This is a genomic window from Aerococcus sanguinicola (genome assembly GCF_001543145.1).
In the GTDB taxonomy this organism is placed as follows: Bacteria; Bacillota; Bacilli; order Lactobacillales; family Aerococcaceae; genus Aerococcus; species Aerococcus sanguinicola.
The window spans coordinates 965,211-983,641 of the sequence record NZ_CP014160.1; the positions used below are offsets into that span (position 1 = coordinate 965,211).

The 18,431-nt window shown below is 48.9% G+C and carries 12 protein-coding genes, 2 tRNA genes and 2 rRNA genes; 15 read left to right on the top strand and 1 reads right to left on the bottom strand.

What is annotated here, in order from left to right:
* Nucleotides 1-5: 5 nt before the first annotated feature.
* From AWM72_RS04250 to AWM72_RS04275, 6 genes are all read left to right on the top strand, one after another.
* Nucleotides 6-206, top strand: coding sequence for a DUF951 domain-containing protein (locus tag AWM72_RS04250; protein ID WP_067973728.1), 201 nt, complete (start codon nucleotides 6-8; stop codon nucleotides 204-206).
* 22 nt (nucleotides 207-228) lie between these two features.
* The gene (ychF, locus tag AWM72_RS04255; protein ID WP_067973732.1) at nucleotides 229-1,326 is read left to right on the top strand and encodes a redox-regulated ATPase YchF; all 1,098 of its coding nucleotides are present in this window, start codon (nucleotides 229-231) and stop codon (nucleotides 1,324-1,326) included.
* Between the two features lie 11 nt (nucleotides 1,327-1,337).
* Nucleotides 1,338-2,042 carry a DUF1129 domain-containing protein gene (locus AWM72_RS04260; RefSeq protein WP_067973735.1) on the top strand — a complete coding sequence of 235 codons (705 nt, stop codon included), beginning with the start codon at nucleotides 1,338-1,340 and terminating at the stop codon, nucleotides 2,040-2,042.
* A 1,534-nt stretch (nucleotides 2,043-3,576) separates the two neighbouring features.
* Entirely contained in the window at nucleotides 3,577-4,620 is a 1,044-nt protein-coding gene (locus AWM72_RS04265; protein WP_067973738.1) for a thioredoxin domain-containing protein, read from the top strand.
* A gap of 133 nt (nucleotides 4,621-4,753) precedes the next feature.
* The gene (guaB, locus tag AWM72_RS04270) at nucleotides 4,754-6,235 is read left to right on the top strand and encodes an IMP dehydrogenase (RefSeq protein WP_067973742.1); all 1,482 of its coding nucleotides are present in this window, start codon (nucleotides 4,754-4,756) and stop codon (nucleotides 6,233-6,235) included.
* A 201-nt stretch (nucleotides 6,236-6,436) separates the two neighbouring features.
* Entirely contained in the window at nucleotides 6,437-6,949 is a 513-nt protein-coding gene (locus tag AWM72_RS04275; RefSeq protein WP_067973747.1) for a type 1 glutamine amidotransferase domain-containing protein, read from the top strand.
* A 159-nt stretch (nucleotides 6,950-7,108) separates the two neighbouring features.
* Here AWM72_RS04275 and AWM72_RS04280 read toward each other — a convergent pair whose 3' ends face one another.
* Nucleotides 7,109-7,393: a hypothetical protein gene (locus AWM72_RS04280; protein ID WP_067973751.1), complete on the bottom strand. Its 285-nt coding sequence runs from the start codon at nucleotides 7,391-7,393 to the stop codon at nucleotides 7,109-7,111.
* Between the two features lie 165 nt (nucleotides 7,394-7,558).
* Between AWM72_RS04280 and AWM72_RS04285 the strand changes: the two genes are divergently transcribed.
* From AWM72_RS04285 to AWM72_RS04325, 9 genes are all read left to right on the top strand, one after another.
* Nucleotides 7,559-8,263, top strand: coding sequence for a response regulator transcription factor (locus AWM72_RS04285; protein WP_067973754.1), 705 nt, complete (start codon nucleotides 7,559-7,561; stop codon nucleotides 8,261-8,263).
* Between the two features lie 27 nt (nucleotides 8,264-8,290).
* Entirely contained in the window at nucleotides 8,291-9,436 is a 1,146-nt protein-coding gene (locus AWM72_RS04290; RefSeq protein ID WP_067973758.1) for a sensor histidine kinase, read from the top strand.
* The gene (locus AWM72_RS04295) at nucleotides 9,433-10,821 is read left to right on the top strand and encodes a serine hydrolase (RefSeq protein ID WP_067973762.1); all 1,389 of its coding nucleotides are present in this window, start codon (nucleotides 9,433-9,435) and stop codon (nucleotides 10,819-10,821) included. The genes AWM72_RS04290 and AWM72_RS04295 overlap by 4 nt, the downstream gene beginning before the upstream one ends.
* 339 nt (nucleotides 10,822-11,160) lie before the next feature.
* Complete coding sequence (gene serS / locus AWM72_RS04300; RefSeq protein WP_067973765.1) at nucleotides 11,161-12,453, top strand: serine--tRNA ligase; 1,293 nt, start codon at nucleotides 11,161-11,163, stop codon at nucleotides 12,451-12,453.
* Between the two features lie 136 nt (nucleotides 12,454-12,589).
* Nucleotides 12,590-13,108 (top strand): peptide-methionine (S)-S-oxide reductase MsrA, encoded by a 519-nt coding sequence (msrA, locus tag AWM72_RS04305; RefSeq protein WP_067973770.1) that lies wholly within the window; start codon nucleotides 12,590-12,592, stop codon nucleotides 13,106-13,108.
* 448 nt (nucleotides 13,109-13,556) lie between these two features.
* Nucleotides 13,557-15,106 (top strand): 16S ribosomal RNA (locus AWM72_RS04310).
* Nucleotides 15,107-15,184: 78 nt separating this feature from the next.
* A tRNA-Ile gene (locus AWM72_RS04315) sits at nucleotides 15,185-15,258 on the top strand.
* A 22-nt stretch (nucleotides 15,259-15,280) separates the two neighbouring features.
* Nucleotides 15,281-15,352: transfer RNA gene (locus tag AWM72_RS04320), tRNA-Ala, on the top strand.
* 173 nt (nucleotides 15,353-15,525) lie between these two features.
* Nucleotides 15,526-18,431, top strand: a 23S ribosomal RNA gene (locus AWM72_RS04325).
* The 16S and 23S rRNA genes sit together here with 2 tRNA genes alongside, the layout of an rRNA operon.

Below are 18,431 nucleotides of genomic sequence, written 5' to 3' on the forward strand. Positions count from 1 at the left end.
ATAGGATGGTAGACAAGAATTATGCGCTCCATGACGTGGTCGAGATGAAGAAGCCCCACCCTTGTAAGACCAATGCCTGGAAGATTATCCGCATGGGGATGGATATCCGGATGAAGTGCCAGGGATGTGGCCAGTCTGTGATGATGCCACGGCGCGAATTTGAAAAGAAAATGAAAAAAGTCCTTGAAAAAGCAGAAAATGAATAGGAAAGCGAGTGAACGATAAGCAATGGCTTTAACAGCAGGAATTGTCGGCTTGCCTAATGTGGGTAAGTCAACCTTATTTAACGCAATTACTAAGTCGCAGGTGGAGGCAGCCAACTATCCATTTGCGACGATTGACCCTAATGTGGGCGTGGTGGAAGTCCCTGACGACCGCCTCTGGAAGATTACCGAAGTGGTGGACCCTAAGAAGACGGTCCCTACGACCTTTGAATTTACCGATATTGCGGGGATTGTGAAGGGTGCCTCCAAGGGGGAAGGCCTGGGAAATAAGTTCCTGGCCAATATCCGTGAAGTGGACGCTATCTGCCACGTAGTCCGCTGTTTCGACGATGAAAATATTACCCACGTGAGCGGTGGTATCGATCCTAAAGACGATATCGAAACCATCAACCTGGAACTGGTCCTCGCCGACTTAGAAAGCGTCAGCAAGCGCTATGAAAAAGCAGCTAAAATGGCTAAGTCCAAGCAGCATGAAGCCGTTGTCGAAGCCAATGTCTTGGGCCGGATTAAGGAAGCCCTGGAAGCCGGCACGCCTGCCCGGGCCTTAGACTTCAACGAAGAAGAGATGGGCTTTGTTAAACAGCTCTTCCTTTTGACCATGAAACCCGTCCTCTATGTCGCCAATGTGGAAGAAGAGGATGCCGCATCTGGCGACAACGAACACGTCCAAGCAGTTCGTGAAATTGCCGATGCCGAAGGGGCCCAAGTGGTTGTTGTCTGCGCCAAATTGGAAGAAGACCTGGCAACCATGGAAGAAGACGACCGGGCCATGTTCCTGGAAGATCTCGGCATGGAACAATCTGGTTTGGATGTCTTGATCCAGCGGTCCTACACCCTGCTTGGCCTGGCCACTTACTTTACCGCAGGGGAACAAGAAGTTCGCGCTTGGACCTTCAAGAAGGGCATGAAGGCCCCTCAAGCTGCTGGGATCATCCACTCCGACTTCGAGCGTGGCTTCATCCGGGCAGAAACCGTCCACTACGATGATTTAATGACTTACGGCAGCATGCAGGCTTGCAAGGAGCACGGCAAGTACCGGTCGGAAGGTAAGGATTATGTCGTTCAAGATGGCGACATCATGCTCTTCCGCTTCAATGTTTAGGAGGTTTTCTGATGACACAAGACCAAGCTGTTAAAGACCAGGAAGTGAGCCTGGCTGACCTCCAAGAAGAAAACCAGAAACTCTATCCCGAACTGACCAAGCGCAACCAAGACTTCATCTTCCAATTCAATAAGGAAATGAAGGCCCAGGGCGCTGAAGAAGCTGCCATCCGCCACGAAAACACTATGATTAAAGAAATGTTGGACAAGCAGGGCCAGGGCATCACGGCCAACCATCTCTACGGCACGCCGACCCAATATGCCCAGCAAGTCCTCTACGGTCCTAGTGAAGTCGAAGTGAAGCCTGCGACCTTCCAACAAATCTGGTTGGACAGCTCCCTATTTATCGGGGGCATGTTCGCGGCCTTGGCAGGGATTGGCGCCCTCAGCAGTAACCAGGCCAACAATAACCAATCTTTCGGTGTGATTTCTTTAATCATTAACTTCGTCCTCGGTGGCCTAGCCATGGCGATCCTGACCTACTACCAACAAAACATGGACCGGGACGCCAAGCACCCCATCCTCCGCTACATCGGCGTCGGAGCCGCCGTGGTCATCATCTGGATCGGCGTCGTCAGCCTCAGCACCGCCCTCATCCCAGCCAACATCAACATCGTCCTCCCCTCCTTCCTCTACTTCGCCATTGCCGTCATCGCCTTCGTCGGCAGATGGTGGTATAAGAAAACCTATAACATCCAGACAAACACAATGTTTTAATAAGGGTGTGAGCAAGAGCGTTTAGCTTTGGATGCTTGGAGTAAGTCGGGATAAGGGCAGGCCTTGCTTGCACGTTCCCGACTTGCGAAAGCACTCCAAAGCTGCTCTTGCGAACCCGACTAGAAAAGGGTGTGAGGGCGCGCGGGTAGAAGTGGACCTCTGGAGCAAAAGACCGAAGAAGTCTGAAAGACTTCGCCGGGATTTTGTGAAGAGGAGCCACTTCTGCGCGACCGAACCCGACTATATAGGGTGTGAGCAGTTGCGCCCAGACTTGAATGACTGGAGCCCAAACGGAAAAGAGCGGCTTTAGCCGATCGTTCCGATTGGGTGAAGTCACTTCAAGTTTGCAACTGCGAACCCGACTATAAAAGGGTGTGAGAGGATGCGGGAGAAAGGGACCTCTGGAGCCAAAAGCCAGAGAAGACTGCAAGTCTTCGACGGATTTTGGTGAAGAGGAGCTATTTCTGCTAGCCTGAACCCGACTACAAGGGTGTGAGAGGATGCGGGAGAAAGGGACCTCTGGAGCCAAAAGCTAGAGAAGACGGCAAATCTTCGACAGATTTTTGTGAAGAGGAGCCACTTCTGCGCGACCGAGCCTGACTAGGGTGTGAGGCCACAAGCCCAGAATAAAAATTACAAACATCGCACAGCTAAGCTAGCAGGACTTCCTTGCTAGCTTAGTTTTGTTACAGACTCAAAATCAAGTGATGTACTTTAAAAGACTTGAATTTTTTGTTAGGCTAAGCTTACAAGCTATTCGCAAGCTTAAGTTCTCACTTAGCATAAATATTCATTGAGGTGACCGCGAACATGGTGAATGAAACTATCTACCGAAAAGATGTCTTAATCATTTCCATACTAATTCAAGTGATTATCTTAGCTTTGTTTAAAGTATCTGGGATATCGCAGCTGGTTGACGTTAGCCTTCCCAATTTATCTCATGCATGCTTTTTATGTCATAAAATTCATCCAATACCATAGAAAGCATCGGCATAACTAAGGAAAGCTAGTAGCTAATGAGTTAATAAGAAAGACAGTAACAAGCTCCCAAATTTTGGCTTTAAAGTCTAAATTTGGGAGCTTTTTCAATAGTTAAGAGCCAAATTCAAAAGTGCAAAGTATGCCCATTAATACCATTTGGCTTAGAAGCTCTATCCTTCGTGGAATCCTTTTTATAGTGCCTGCTGCTTCATTTTTAGTTACGACTATTTAGCAATTAAAGAAAACTTATTTTATAAACAATTTATTTATGAGCAGGAGTGAAGCGTTGAAGTTGGTCCTTAGCCATGAACAAGCAAGTAAAGCGAATTACGGAACGTAGGCATCAGCCGTACGGTCCGTTTGAGATTTGCTAGGCGAGAGACCTTGGCTCGAGCCGGTGCCATGGCTCTATAAGGACCAAATTCAAAAGCGTAACGGATGCTCATCAATGCAATTCAGCTAAGAAATCCTATCCCTACTGGAGGGCTTTTTATAGTCCTTGCCCCTTCTTCTTGTTACAATGAAGCTAACTAACTGAGGAGGTTGTTTCTATATGAATACTGCAGATATTAATCCTAAGGGGATCGGTACGGAGCTCGGTTTGAAATTGGGCTGCGATGATGCCCCCATCAAATCGATTGAGTTCATTAATTACCGCTGTCCTTTTGCCCGGAAGTTCTTCCAGAGTAATTCCTACTTGCTGGATGAGTGGGTGGCAGCGGGTAAGTTGCAGCGGATTATCAAGTCTTACGACCGCGACAAGCATGAGCTCTCCAAGGCCAATATCCTCCACCAATACATTGACTACGACCGACCAGAGGAAGCTTATCAGATGATCCATTATTTCTATGCCAACCAGGATGTCTGGGGTGAGATGGACCATGATGGCGTTAAGGACTGGGTGGAGAATGTCGTTGGTCTGGAACGCCAAGATAATGAAGACATTGCCCAAGCCATCCGCCAAGAAGGGGAAGGCAATGGGGTGCGTTTCGTGCCAACCGTTTTCCTGGCTGGCCACATCTTAGATGAGCACGAAGACTACTTCACCATTCGCAAGTGGTTGCAAGAAGCCCTTGAAGACCAAGCACTAAAAAATTCCTTTGATCCTTCTGCCCTCAGCGACGCTAATGGCTTTGTCCTCGGTTCGGACCAGGCAGAAAAGACGGTCTACCAATTCATCGATCTCTACGAGCCGGAATCTGCGGCCTATGTTAAGGAAGCTTTCCCGATCTTACGCCAAGCGGTAGAATCCGGACAAATCCGCCTAGTGACCAAGATCTTTAGCCTGCGTCACGGTGGCGGCTACAAGGGTGAAGTGATGCAGCGTTTTATTGATTACCAAGATTCGGACAAGGCCCTAGACCAAGTCGAAGAGATTCTCAGTCGACGTCCAGAATGGGAGGCCTCTGACTTCGAAGGCGTTTTTAAGTTCGCCGAAGAAGAACTAGGCTACAGTTACCAAGGCAATCAAGAAGCCCTCAAGGCAGCCCATAAAGAAGGCCAAGCAGTCGGTGTTGAAGCCAGTCCTGCTGTCTTTATCGATGGTCGAGGCTTCCAAGCTGACCAAGCCCTAGCAGGCGTCCAAGATAAGCTATAAGACGAACAATAAAATAATATTTATCATAAAAGTTCGTTATTAACTGTAAAATATTCAAATAATTGTTGACAGTTTCGGAAGTTTGGGCTATCCTATTGAATAATCTAAAAAGGAAAAGGAGCGGATTAACACCATGTCGAACTGGGAAAATAAATTTGTAAAAGAAGGAATTACCTTCGATGATGTCTTACTCGTGCCTGCTGAAAGTGATGTCCTGCCTGATGAGGCGGATTTAGGGATCCAGCTATCTGACCACTTGAAGTTGAATGTGCCGATCTTATCAGCCTCTATGGATACGGTAACCGAAGCGGATATGGCCATTGCTATGGCGCGTTCTGGCGGTCTAGGTATTATTCATAAGAATATGACCATCGACCAGCAAGCAGAGGAAGTTCGCAAGGTGAAACGTTCGGAAAGTGGCGTCATTACCAATCCTTTCTACCTCTTCCCAGACAACCAGGTCCAAGAGGCAGAGGACTTGATGGCCCGCTACCATATCAGCGGGGTGCCTATCGTCAAGGATGAAAGCTCGCGTGAATTATTAGGGATCATTACCAACCGCGATATCCGCTTCGTCCGCGACCTGTCCGAACCGATCCACGAATACATGACCACTGAAGAAATGGTGACCGCTCCTTCGAATACGAGTCTGGAAGAAGCCGAAGCTCTCTTACAGAAATACCGCATCGAAAAACTCCCCTTGATCGATGACCAAGGCCGTTTGACGGGTTTAATTACCTTCAAAGACATTCAAAACGTTACCGACTATCCGAATGCCGCTAAAGATGCCAAGGGGCGTTTGATCTGCGGGGCCGCTGTCGGAGTGACCTCAGATACCTTTGAACGCGCCAAGGCCTTGGTTGAGGCAGGGGTGGATGCCATTGTGATCGATACCGCTCACGGTCACTCTAAGGGGGTCCTCCGCAAGGTCAAAGAAATCCGCGACCACTTCTCAGACGTTACCTTGATTGCTGGGAACGTTGCGACTGCTGAAGGCACCCGGGCCCTTTTCGAAACGGGTGTAGATATTGTTAAAGTTGGCATTGGCCCAGGATCGATCTGTACCACCCGGGTAGTTGCTGGGGTCGGCGTGCCACAACTGACAGCGATTTACGATGCTGCTGAAGTAGCCAATGAATACGGCAAGACCATCATTGCCGATGGGGGGATTAAGTATTCAGGGGACATTGTCAAAGCCCTGGCTGCAGGTGGCCATGCCGTGATGTTAGGGTCCATGCTAGCAGGAACGGATGAATCCCCAGGCGAGATTGAAATCTACCAAGGCCGCCGCTTCAAGACCTACCGTGGCATGGGCAGTCTAGGTGCCATGAAGAAGGGTTCGGCAGACCGCTACTTCCAAGGTGAAGTCAATGAAGCCAACAAGCTAGTTCCAGAAGGTATCGAAGGCCGGGTCAGCTACAAGGGCTCAGTCGTTGATATTATCTTCCAAATGGTCGGTGGTATCCGCTCAGGCATGGGCTACTGCGGGGCACACAATATTGAAGACCTCCGCCAAAACGCTCAATTTGTCCGCATGTCAGCCGCTGGTCTGATTGAATCCCACCCACACGACATTCAAATTACCAAGGAAGCACCAAACTACTCTCGGGGTTAAGTGTTTGATATAAAATTAATTTCCTTAATTAATCATCGACATTAAAGTGCAGAAAATAGATTAAAAACGTCTAGCTTCGTCTAGGCGTTTTTTCTTTATCTTATTAGGGAAGATGAGCGGATTGCTCGCCTTTAGCCAGTTGACATGTTAGGATGGAAGAGAAGTTGAACTTGTATTGAATTGAAGGAGGTTCCATAATTTATGGCAAAAATTGCAGCAATTATCACAGACCTATTCGAAGATTCAGAGTTTACATCACCTAAGGAAGCCCTCGAGGCAGCTGGTCATGGAGTAGTGACCGTGGGGCTCGAAGCTGGCCAAACCGTTACAGGTAAAAGTGAAGATACAGAAGTCGAAGTCGCTGTTGGCATTGACGGAGCCAAGGGTGAAGACTATGATGCCTTGCTCATCCCTGGTGGCTATTCTCCTGATAAATTGCGGGGCGATGAACGCGTGCTCGACTTTGTGCGTCATTTTGCTTTCAAACGCAAACCGATTTTCTCTATCTGCCACGCCCCTCAACTACTCGTCAACGCTGATGTTCTGAAGGGCAAGTCCATTACGGCTGTTAAACAAGTCGCTGTCGATGTGAAAAATGCGGGCGCCAACTTCTTTGATGAAGAAGTTGTCATTGATCCATCCGGTATTATCTCCAGTCGGACCCCAGCAGACTTAGAGGCTTTCAATAAAGCGATTGTCGATGCTTTGAAATAGGCTCTATATGAATAAAGAAAGGAGCAGGGCAGCCTGCTCCTTTTTCTTTGGGGTGCTGAGGGTGGAGTAACCCACACTCGGAAGCTTCGATTGGGGGTTGGCTATTTTCAAGCCACATTCGGCGGCCTTGTTTGGGGATTGGAAAGTGTCAACCCACAGTTAATCCCCTTGGTTGGGGGCTGGGGCCTGGCAACCCACACTCGAATGGGACAATTGGGGGTTAAAAGCTCCCAAGCCACAATCCGCCAGTCCGATTGGGGATTGGTCAAGTTGAGCGCCAGCCCTCACACCCTTTAGTCGGGTTCGGTCGCGCAGAAGCGGCTCCTCTTCTACCCGCGCTCCCTCACACCCTTCAGTTGGGCTCGCAAGAGCAGCTTTGGAGTGCTTTCGCAAGTCGGAAACGTGCAAGCGGGGCTTGCCCTTATTCCGACTTACTCCAAGCATCCAAAGCTAACCGCTCTTGCTCACACCCTTTGATTTAATTCTTTCTTAAGGAGATTTGTGGGTTTTCTTTAAACAATGCTAGGGATGTTTTGCTAAAATATAGGGGAGTGTGTTCTTAGTAAAGTAATAGTATGTAAATCATTTTTTGTGTAAGGGAGTGGCGAGATGAAGTTATTAATTGTAGATGATGATAAGGATATTGTTGAGTTATTGACGATTTATTCTAAGAATGAGGGTTACCAGGTGGTTCAGGCCTTTGATGGGGATGACGCCCTCAAGCAGATGGTGGATAATCCAGATATTGACTTGATGATCTTGGATATTATGATGCCGGGTAAGGATGGTTTGACCCTCTTGAAGGAGCTCCGGGGGCGGAATGTTGAGATTCCAATCCTCTTGTTGTCGGCTAAGTCCAGCGATATGGACAAGATTTCTGGCTTGACGACGGGGGCGGATGACTATGTGACCAAGCCCTTCAATGCCCTAGAAGTCATGGCCCGGGTGAAGTCCCTCTTGCGTCGGGCTAACTTGTCGGATGAGAATAATACCGATACGATTGAGATTGGGCCTTTGACGATTCATAAGAATTCCCATGAGGTGAAGACCATCGATGGGAAGGAGATCCAGCTCACAGCTTTAGAATTTGGGATCCTTTATCTCTTAGCTAGTCACCCGAATGAAGTCTTCAGTGCAGATGAGATTTTTGAGCGGGTTTGGCAGCAGGATTCGGTGGTGTCAGCCAAGACGGTTATGGTCCATGTCAGCCACTTGCGCGACAAGATCGGCAAGGCAACCAATGGTGATAAGGTTATCTCAACGGTTTGGGGTGTGGGCTACCGGATTGTTGATCCGACAGCTGACCAGGCCTAGTATGAATGGATGAAGGGAGGCCATTTCATGTACCATTCCAAACGAAGTAAATACCGCGTCTTCCTCGAAGTTTGTTTTGAGGCGGTGGTTTGGACAGCCATTCTTTTGCTGGGATATTTTGGCATTATGTTCGTTTTGATCTTTGCCTACGATTATTACTATGTCCAGATTATGCAGCAAAATCCCTTCTCCATTATTCTCCAACCCTATTTCCAACAAAACTTCTTTCTGGGCTTCACCCTCTGCTATGTGGTGATTGGCCTGGGAGCGGTGGCTTGGCGGATCTACCGGCGCTATCGGACGGTCCAATTAGGTTATATCTTGGACGAGCTGCATTTTATTTCTCAGGGAAACTATGACCACCGGATTTCCAGCAAGCACTTGGATTCGATGAAGCCGGTGGTGTCCTCGATTAACCGCTTGGTGGATAGCACGGTTGAGGCCATGGAGGAGGAGCGCCGGATTGAACAGTCCAAGGATGAGTTGATTGTCAACATGTCCCATGATATCCGGACCCCGCTGACCTCGGTGATCGGCTACTTGGGTCTCTTGGAGAGCGGCCACTATAACGATGAGGAAGAAATGAAGCACTATGCCCATATTGCTTATACCAAGTCCTTGCAATTGCAGCGGATGGTGAATGACCTCTTTGAATATACGAAGATTAGCCAGGTCAATATCCAGCTCAATGTCATGCCCATCAATGTGGTGCGGATGCTCCAACAGATGCTGGTTGAATTTGAGATGGAGGCGGAACAAGCTGGTCGCGAGCTCCGCTTGGATGTCCCAGAAGACCAGGAAATCATTGTCGATGTGGATCCAGAGCAGCTGGCCCGGGTTTTCTCTAACCTACTGACCAATGCCTTTAAATATGGTGGCGACGGTGACTATGTCCGTGTGGCGGTCAGCCAGGATGCTAAAGAGACCACTTTTGTCGTCGAAAATGATGGCGACCAGATTCCAGAAGAGGCCTTAGACCGGCTCTTCCAACGTTTTTACAGGGTGGATAGTTCACGGTCGCAAGAAAAATCCGGCTCTGGGCTAGGTTTGGCCATTGCAGAAGGGGTTGTCTTCCACCACCACGGCAAGATATGGGCTGAATCTGATAGCCATAGCACACGTTTTATTTTTAAAATTCCGAATCATTACCAGGAAGAGAGGTTGAATGGATGAATCTTGGAAAGAAGCTGAAAGTATTCAAAGTTGGTCTCGTATTGAGCTTGTTGTGGACGGTCTTGACGCCTAGTCTGGTACTGGCTGAGGACCAGGGAACAAGTTTGGATGATTTTTCGAGCCAACTCGCAGCCCAATTGAACTTAGAAGTTGACCAAGCAGCAGCCATGGACCAAGCGACTGGCCAGGCCCTCTTCCGCTACCAGGATGATAACTTGCACGGGATTGCTTCCTTGACCAAGTTGCTGAGCTTGTATGTGGTTTACGATGCCATCAAGGCTGGTCAATTAGATTTCGATACCAAGATTCCCGTCTCTGAAGGGGTGGCTGAACTCTCCCGCCTCCCCAACTTATCTAATGTCCCTCTGGATGCGTCAACGGACTATTACACTGCCGGCGACCTGATCGATGCCACCTTGATTTATTCAGCTAATTCAGCCATTGTGGCCCTGGCCCAATATGTGGCAGGGGACGAGGCGACTTTTGTGGAACAGATGGGCGATAAGTTGGAGTCCTTGGGGATTACAGACTATCAGCTCTATACGGCCTCGGGACTTGATGGCAAGTACCAGACCACTAATGGTGACCAGTACACCAGCCAGGATGAAAACCAGATGCGGGGGATTGACCTCTTGCGGATGACCCAGCACTTATTGAAAGACTATCCCGATATTCTCAAACGCTCGGCCGTTTCCGTTAAGGACTTCCAAGTTAACCCAGAGACGACTTTTCGAATGGTGAACTTCAATGAGTTTCTCCCGGGACTGGCTTATGGACGCGAAGATGTCTTGGGCTTGAAGACTGGGACGGAAGACTTGGCTGGAGCTTGCATCCTGATTGTTAGCCGGATCAACGACCGTCCAGTCTTGCTTTTGACCCTGGGAGCGAGCGATAATGAGGCCCGCTACCGGGAAACTAACAAGTTATTGAACGGTCTGCAGGACAATCTAGCTTGGACCCTCGTCCACCAAAAAGGGGAAGTCTTCGCTAGCCGGGACCATGTGGATGTCTACCAAGGCCGCCAAGACCAGGTGGATCTGCTCTACCAGGATAATTCAGCTGCCTTCTTGCCTCAAGGAATCGATTGGGGCCAAGAAAAGGTGGAATCTTATAGCGATAATTGGCGGTATACCCCCCAAGGGACCCTGCAAGTGAAGGCTCCGCTCGATCCTAGCCAGGCCGTTAACCAGGTGACCATCCACCTGCCCTTCCTTAAAGATGTGGAGGGCCAGGATATGGCCTTGACCAATGCCATTGTGCCGAGTGAAGAAGTGGAAAGTCTGAGCCCCATTGTCCGGGTGACCCGGCGCATGTCCCAGTTGATTGAATCCCTGGTGGACCAGGTGGAAGACTGGCTCGATACGCAAATTGCAAAGACAAATTGACATTTATTAAGAGAAAGATTATAATAGCATTAATAGATAAAAAGTAGGATTGTGACTAGTAAGTGATGGATAAGTTCAAGAGAGTCCGTGGTCGGTGGGAACGGATACTTGTTATCATGGAATCCACACAATCGCTGAGTGCGAGCCCGCAGATGGGTGAAGCATTTCCGGACAGACCGTTAACTGAAGAGTGCAGCAAGCATATAGTGATATGCTGAAGCAGGGTGGTACCGCGCAATAATGCCGAAACAAGCAGCTATTCCGTCCCTTTCTTAATCGAAAGGGTATGGAATAGCTTTTTTTATTTTAATTTTTTACACCAATGGAGGAGGAAGACCCATGATTGATATGCGTCAATTACGAAATAATTTTGAAGAAACAGCCCAATTGTTAGAGACTCGCGGGGTGAGCCGGGAAGAGTTGGGCCAAGTGATGGCTCTCGATGAAGACCGCCGTAAGCTCTTAGTCCAAGTTGAAGAACAGAAGAAAGTCCGCAATCAAACTTCTGAAGAAATTGCCCAGTTGAAGCGGAACAAAGAAGATGCAGATGACAAGATTAAGGCCATGCAGGAATTAGGCGAGGAAATCTCTAAGCTAGACCAAGAAGTCAAAGAGGTCGAAAACAAACGCCATGATATTTTAGCCCGCATTCCCAACCTGCCTGCAGAAGGTGTTCCAGTGGGGGAAGATGAAGACGATAATGAAGAAATCCACCGCAAAGGCGACCTGCCAGACTTTGACTTCACGCCTAAAGCCCACTACGAAATCGGTGAAGACTTAGGCATTCTTGATTTCGCAGCGGGGGGCAAGGTAGCTGGCTCACGTTTCCTCTACTATCGTGGGATGGGGGCTAAGCTGGAACGGGCCCTCTACAACTTCATGCTCGACCAACATGCTAAGGAAGGCTATATTGAAACCATCACCCCTTACCTGGCCAATGACCAAGCCATGTACGGGACTGGTCAGTTCCCTAAATTTACTGAAGATGTTTTCCAAATTGAACATGACGATCGCGACCTGACCTTGATCCCAACTGCCGAAGTGACCTTGACCAACTACTATGCAGGAGATATCATTCCAGGTGAAGAATTACCTATTAAGTTCACTGCCATGTCACCTTGCTTCCGTTCAGAAGCGGGGTCTGCAGGCCGAGATACCCGGGGCTTGATTCGTCTCCACCAATTCCACAAGGTTGAAATGGTCAAATTTGCTAAACCCGACCAATCCTTCGATGAACTCGAAAGCATGACCCAAAATGCGGAAAATATTTTAGAGATGCTGAAATTACCTTACCGTCGCATTGTTCTCTGTACCGGTGACATGGGCTTCTCAGCTTCTAAGACTTATGACATCGAAGTTTGGATCCCAGCCCAAGATACCTACCGGGAAATTTCATCATGCTCAAACTGCGTAGACTTCCAAGCACGCCGGGCTAAGATCCGCTACCGCGATGAGAACGGTAAACCACAACTCGCCCATACCTTGAACGGTTCAGGTTTGGCTGTCGGTCGGACCGTAGCAGCAGTCCTTGAAAACTATCAAAATGCGGATGGCTCAGTGACCATCCCAGAAGTACTCGTTCCTTACATGGGTGGCGTAACGAAAATTACTAAAGAGAATGCTTTAGGTTAGAAACTGAGTAATCAAACAAGTGAGAAGAGGTTGGGACAAAAGCCCCGGCCTCTTTTGTCATTTAAGACCTAGAAGTAGGTGAACGACCGAAAAGCTGTTACAATAGAAGTAAGTTAGCAAAGGAAGGTGATGCGATATGGCAGAAAAGAAAGCTATTTTTGCAGGGGGATGTTTTTGGTGTATGGTCCAACCCTTCGACCAATATCCTGGTATTATTTCGGTTGTATCGGGTTATACTGGTGGACATGTGCCCAATCCAACTTATCAGGAAGTCTGCCGGGGCAATACCGGCCACACAGAAGCTGTCGAAATTACTTACGACCCTGATGTAATTTCTTATGAAGACTTACTGAAGATTTACTGGCAACAGACAGACCCAACGGATGCTATGGGTCAATTCGTTGACCGGGGAGATTCTTACCGGCCAGTGATCTTTTATGCGGATGAAGAGCAGAAGCAAGCAGCATTTGATTCTAAAGCGGCACTCGAAGCCAGCGGACGTTTCGACGATCCGATTGTGACTCAGATTGAACCCGCCCAAACCTTTTATCCAGCAGAAGACTACCACCAAGATTTCTATAAGAAGAATCCCGAACACTACCAACGCTACCGTCGAGGCTCCGGCCGCCAAAGCTTTATCGACGAAAACTGGTAGGAGATCGAGTAAAGAGTGACAAAAGCTGCTAACTGGGCTTTTGTCACTTTTTTTATTTTTTCCAAGTAAAATTAAGAAAAAGACTTTACAAAGATCTAGAAAGGTGATAATATATTTCTTGTCCTCAAAAAGGCCGTAAGCAAAATAAATATTTTTTGAAAAAGCCTTGACGAAGACCTACGAGAAATGCTATGCTATAAAAGTTGTTTCTCAAGTAAACAAAAAAAGAATTTTAAAAAAAGTTCTTGACATTTCGTTCTCGATGAGATATCATTAAATAGTTGTCTCAAAGAGAGACGAGATAGACCTTTGAAAACTGAACAAAGAAGACGAACCAATTGTGTAGGGCATCAACCTCGAGTTGATGAACCAACAATTCAAACAATAAATAGTTGAGCAAACAACTATAAAAAGTCAGCAATAACGAGCTTATCAAAGCTCATGAATCTTTCATGAGAGTTTGATCCTGGCTCAGGACGAACGCTGGCGGCATGCCTAATACATGCAAGTCGAGCGAACCGACGAAGTGCTTGCACTTCTGACGTTAGCGGCGGACGGGTGAGTAACACGTAAGGAACCTACCTATGAGCGGGGGACAACATTCGGAAACGGGTGCTAATACCGCATAGTAATTTGTCAGGCATCTGACAAATTGGAAAGACGGCTTTTGCTGTCACTCATAGATGGTCTTGCGGTGCATTAGCTAGTTGGTGGGATAAAAGCTTACCAAGGCCATGATGCATAGCCGACCTGAGAGGGTAATCGGCCACACTGGGACTGAGACACGGCCCAGACTCCTACGGGAGGCAGCAGTAGGGAATCTTCCGCAATGGGCGCAAGCCTGACGGAGCAATGCCGCGTGAGTGAAGAAGGTTTTCGGATCGTAAAACTCTGTTGTAAGAGAAGAACAAATTGTAGAGTAACTGCTACAGTCTTGACGGTATCTTACCAGAAAGCCACGGCTAACTACGTGCCAGCAGCCGCGGTAATACGTAGGTGGCAAGCGTTGTCCGGATTTATTGGGCGTAAAGGGAGCGCAGGTGGTTTCTTAAGTCTGATGTGAAAGCCCACGGCTTAACCGTGGAGGGTCATTGGAAACTGGGAAACTTGAGTGCAGAAGAGGAAAGTGGAACTCCATGTGTAGCGGTGGAATGCGTAGATATATGGAAGAACACCAGTGGCGAAGGCGACTTTCTGGTCTGTAACTGACACTGAGGCTCGAAAGCGTGGGTAGCAAACAGGATTAGATACCCTGGTAGTCCACGCCGTAAACGATGAGTGCTAGGTGTTGGAGGGTTTCCGCCCTTCAGTGCCGCAGTTAACGCATTAAGCACTCCGCCTGGGGAGTACGGCCGCAAGGCTGAAACTCAAAGGAATTGACGGGGACCCGCACAAGCGGTGGAGCATGTGGTTTAATTCGAAGCAACGCGAAGAACCTTACCAAGTCTTGACATCCTTTGACCACTCTAGAGATAGAGCTTTCCCTTCGGGGACAAAGTGACAGGTGGTGCATGGTTGTCGTCAGCTCGTGTCGTGAGATGTTGGGTTAAGTCCCGCAACGAGCGCAACCCTTATTGTTAGTTGCCAGCATTTAGTTGGGCACTCTAGCGAGACTGCCGGTGACAAACCGGAGGAAGGCGGGGATGACGTCAAATCATCATGCCCCTTATGACTTGGGCTACACACGTGCTACAATGGATGGTACAACGGGCTGCGAACTCGCGAGAGTCAGCGAATCCCTTAAAGCCATTCTCAGTTCGGATTGCAGGCTGCAACTCGCCTGCATGAAGCCGGAATCGCTAGTAATCGCGGATCAGCACGCCGCGGTGAATACGTTCCCGGGTCTTGTACACACCGCCCGTCACACCACGAGAGTTTGTAACACCCGAAGTCGGTGAGGTAACCTTTTGGAGCCAGCCGCCGAAGGTGGGACAGATGATTGGGGTGAAGTCGTAACAAGGTAGCCGTATCGGAAGGTGCGGCTGGATCACCTCCTTTCTAAGGATATAACGGAATACACAATCGTCACTTTGTTCAGTTTTGAGAGGCCTATCTCAAGCGAAATGGAAAGTAACCGGGCCTGTAGCTCAGTTGGTTAGAGCGCACCCCTGATAAGGGTGAGGTCGATGGTTCGAATCCATTCAGGCCCATTAATTAAATAAAAAATCCTATGGGGATTAGCTCAGCTGGGAGAGCGCCTGCTTTGCACGCAGGAGGTCAGCGGTTCGATCCCGCTATTCTCCATAGCAACCCAATGTGGTTGCAACTTGTTCTTTGAAAACTGAATACTGCAAGTAATAACCATATTTTTAACTGTGACCACCAGGAAGCAGTTAAGGATATAAACCAATTTTACCAAGAGTAAAAAACCGAAAGAGTTTAATTAAACTTTTCGCACATCATACAACTTAACCAACGGTTAAGTGAATAAGGGCGTACGGTGAATGCCTTGGCACTAGGAGCCGATGAAGGACGGGACGAACACCGATATGCTTCGGGGAGCTGTAAGTAAGCTTTGATCCGGAGATTTCCGAATGGGGGAACCCCATCATCTTGATCGATGATGACTTTCAAGTGAATACATAGCTTGTTAGAGGTAGACGCAGGGAACTGAAACATCTCAGTACCTGTAGGAAGAGAAAGAAAAATCGATTTCCTGAGTAGCGGCGAGCGAAACGGAAAGAGCCCAAACCAAAGAGCTTGCTCTTTGGGGTTGTAGGACTGGGACCTATGATTTAGGCGGGTTAGTCGAATGGCATGGGAAGGCCAATCAGAGAAGGTGAGAATCCTGTAGACGAAAGCCCAACTAACATTACCAGTATCCTGAGTACGACGGACCACGTGAAATTCCGTCGGAATCCGCCGGGACCATCCGGCAAGGCTAAATACTACCTAGTGACCGATAGTGAACCAGTACCGTGAGGGAAAGGTGAAAAGCACCCCGGGAGGGGAGTGAAAGAGTACCTGAAACCGTATGCCTACAAGCAGTCAGAGCCCGTTAATGGGTGATGGCGTACTTTTTGTAGAACGGACCGGCGAGTTACGATAGCATGCAAGGTTAAGACGAAGAGTCGGAGCCACAGCGAAAGCGAGTCTGAAGTGGGCGTTGAGTATGTTGTCGTAGACCCGAAACCAGGTGATCTACCCATGTCCAGGCTGAAGGTGCGGTAAAACGCACTGGAGGGCCGAACCCACGTCTGTTGAAAAAGGCGGGGATGAGGTGTGGGTAGCGGTGAAATTCCAATCGAACCTGGAGATAGCTGGTTCTCTCCGAAATAGCTTTAGGGCTAGCCTCGGATGATGAATATTGGAGGTAGAGCACTGTTTGTTCTAGGGGTCCAACAAGGATTACCGAAAACTGATAAACTCCGAATGCCAAATATTTTAATCCGGGAGTCACACTGCGAGTGATAAGATCCGTAGTGGAAAGGGAAACAGCCCAGACCACCAGCTAAGGTCCCAAAGTTTCAGTTAAGTGGAAAAGGATGTGGGGTTGCACAGACAACTAGGATGTTGGCTTAGAAGCAGCCATCATTCAAAGAGTGCGTAATAGCTCACTAGTCGAGTGACCCTGCGCCGAAAATGTACCGGGGCTAAACTGAACACCGAAGCTGTGGATGTCTAAGGACATGGTAGGAGAGCGTTCTAAGGACGGCGAAGCATGATCGTGAGGACATGTGGAGTGCTTAGAAGTGAGAATGCCGGTATGAGTAGCGAAAGACGGGTGAGAATCCCGTCCGCCGAATAACTAAGGTTTCCTGGGGAAGGCTCGTCCTCCCAGGGTTAGTCGGGACCTAAGCCGAGACCGAAAGGTGTAGGCGATGGCCAACAGGTTGAGATTCCTGTACTTGTCTGATTTGTTTGAGCAATGGAAGGACACAGGAGGCTAAGCAGAGCGCGGAGATGGAAAAACGCGTCCAAGCAACAAGTCTGATGTTGAGTAAAAGGCTTAACATCCTAAGGATGAGTTGTGACGGGGAGGGAAGTTTAGTACCGAAGCTGCTGATGTCACACTGTCAAGAAAAGTTTCTAGTGAGAATCAGACAACCCGTACCGCAAACCGACACAGGTAGTTGAGGAGAGAATCCTAAGGTGAGCGAGCGAACTCTCGTTAAGGAACTCGGCAAAATGACCCCGTAACTTCGGGAGAAGGGGTGCTGGCCGCAAGGCCAGCCGCAGTGAATAGGCCCAAGCGACTGTTTATCAAAAACATAGGTCTCTGCCAAATCGAAAGATGACGTATAGAGGCTGACGCCTGCCCGGTGCTGGAAGGTTAAGAGGAAGGGTTAGCGTAAGCGAAGCTCTGAATTGAAGCCCCAGTAAACGGCGGCCGTAACTATAACGGTCCTAAGGTAGCGAAATTCCTTGTCAGGTAAGTTCTGACCCGCACGAAAGGCGTAACGATTTGGGCACTGTCTCAACGAGAGACTCGGTGAAATTGTAGTACCAGTGAAGATGCTGGTTACCCGCGACAGGACGGAAAGACCCCATGGAGCTTCACTGCAGGTTGATATTGAGTGTTTGTGTGACATGTACAGGATAGGTAGGAGCCATTGAAACCGGGACGCTAGTCTCGGTGGAGGCACAAGTGGGATACTACCCTTGTGACATGACCACTCTAACCCGCGACCATAGATCTGGTCGGGAGACAGTGTCAGTCGGGCAGTTTGACTGGGGCGGTCGCCTCCTAAAGTGTAACGGAGGCGCCCAAAGGTTCCCTCAGAATGGTTGGAAATCATTCGCAGAGTGTAAAGGCAGAAGGGAGCTTGACTGCGAGACCTACAAGTCGAGCAGGGACGAAAGTCGGGCTTAGTGATCCGGTGGTTCCGCATGGAAGGGCCATCGCTCAACGGATAAAAGCTACCCTGGGGATAACAGGCTTATCTCCCCCAAGAGTTCACATCGACGGGGAGGTTTGGCACCTCGATGTCGGCTCATCGCATCCTGGGGCTGAAGTCGGTCCCAAGGGTTGGGCTGTTCGCCCATTAAAGCGGTACGCGAGCTGGGTTCAGAACGTCGTGAGACAGTTCGGTCCCTATCCGTCGCGGGCGTTGGAAATTTGAGAGGAGCTGTCCTTAGTACGAGAGGACCGGGATGGACGCACCGCTGGTGTACCAGTTGTTCCACCAGGAGCAGAGCTGGGTAGCTATGTGCGGCAGGGATAAGCGCTGAAAGCATCTAAGCGTGAAGCCCCCTCGAGATGAGATTTCCCATACTTTTAAAGTAGTAAGACCCCTGAGAGATGATCAGGTAGATAGGCTGGAAGTGGAAGTATAGCGATATATGGAGCGGACCAGTACTAATCGGTCGAGGACTTATCCAA

Coding starts and splice junctions, on each gene's coding strand:
- msrA (WP_067973770.1), top strand. CDS start 12,590: ATGGCAGAAAAGAAAGCTATTTTTGCAGGGGGATGTTTTTGGTGTATG.
- AWM72_RS04265 (WP_067973738.1), top strand. CDS start 3,577: ATGAATACTGCAGATATTAATCCTAAGGGGATCGGTACGGAGCTCGGT.
- AWM72_RS04260 (WP_067973735.1), top strand. CDS start 1,338: ATGACACAAGACCAAGCTGTTAAAGACCAGGAAGTGAGCCTGGCTGAC.
- ychF (WP_067973732.1), top strand. CDS start 229: ATGGCTTTAACAGCAGGAATTGTCGGCTTGCCTAATGTGGGTAAGTCA.
- AWM72_RS04285 (WP_067973754.1), top strand. CDS start 7,559: ATGAAGTTATTAATTGTAGATGATGATAAGGATATTGTTGAGTTATTG.
- AWM72_RS04290 (WP_067973758.1), top strand. CDS start 8,291: ATGTACCATTCCAAACGAAGTAAATACCGCGTCTTCCTCGAAGTTTGT.
- guaB (WP_067973742.1), top strand. CDS start 4,754: ATGTCGAACTGGGAAAATAAATTTGTAAAAGAAGGAATTACCTTCGAT.
- AWM72_RS04275 (WP_067973747.1), top strand. CDS start 6,437: ATGGCAAAAATTGCAGCAATTATCACAGACCTATTCGAAGATTCAGAG.
- serS (WP_067973765.1), top strand. CDS start 11,161: ATGATTGATATGCGTCAATTACGAAATAATTTTGAAGAAACAGCCCAA.
- AWM72_RS04280 (WP_067973751.1), bottom strand. CDS start 7,393: ATGCTTGGAGTAAGTCGGAATAAGGGCAAGCCCCGCTTGCACGTTTCC.
- AWM72_RS04250 (WP_067973728.1), top strand. CDS start 6: ATGGTAGACAAGAATTATGCGCTCCATGACGTGGTCGAGATGAAGAAG.
- AWM72_RS04295 (WP_067973762.1), top strand. CDS start 9,433: ATGAATCTTGGAAAGAAGCTGAAAGTATTCAAAGTTGGTCTCGTATTG.